The sequence below is a fragment of the Seonamhaeicola marinus genome, assembly GCF_008085455.1.
Window position 1 is genome coordinate 1 of sequence record NZ_VSDQ01000654.1, and the last position, 510, is coordinate 510.

At 36.3% G+C, this 510-nt stretch carries 1 protein-coding gene; it reads right to left on the reverse strand.

Annotated features, from left to right (window positions below; all coding sequences use genetic code 11):
* Nucleotides 1-510, reverse strand: a 510-nt coding sequence (locus tag FUA24_RS11030) for a DUF58 domain-containing protein (RefSeq protein WP_246147023.1), incomplete at both ends; no start/stop codon positions are given.

The following is a 510-nucleotide window of genomic DNA, read 5'->3' on the forward strand; positions in this document are numbered from 1 at the left end:
AAGTATAAATACTATGGCTTTCTTTTTCATAACGTTTGATAAGAATTTTAAAGCCTCGGCAACATTTGTTTGTTTACTTTCTGGCTGAAACTCTATTAATTCACGTATAATTCTGAGTACATGCGACCGCCCTTTCTTTGGCGGAATGTAAAGTTCTACTTTATCAGAAAATAAAATAAGCCCTATTTTATCGTTATTTTGTGTGGCCGAAAATGCTAAAGTTGCTGCAATTTCGGTAACTACTTCGTTTTTAAATTGCTGCTCGGTACCAAAAAATTCTGAGCCTGAAACATCAACCATAAGCATCATGGTTAATTCGCGTTCTTCTTCAAAAACTTTTACAAATGGCTCATTGTATCTGGCTGTAACATTCCAGTCTATGTTTCTAACATCATCACCAAATTGATACTGGCGTACTTCAGAAAACGTCATACCACGCCCTTTGAAGGTAGAGTGGTATTCGCCTCCAAATACATGATCAGACAAACGGCGTGTCTTAATCTCTATTTT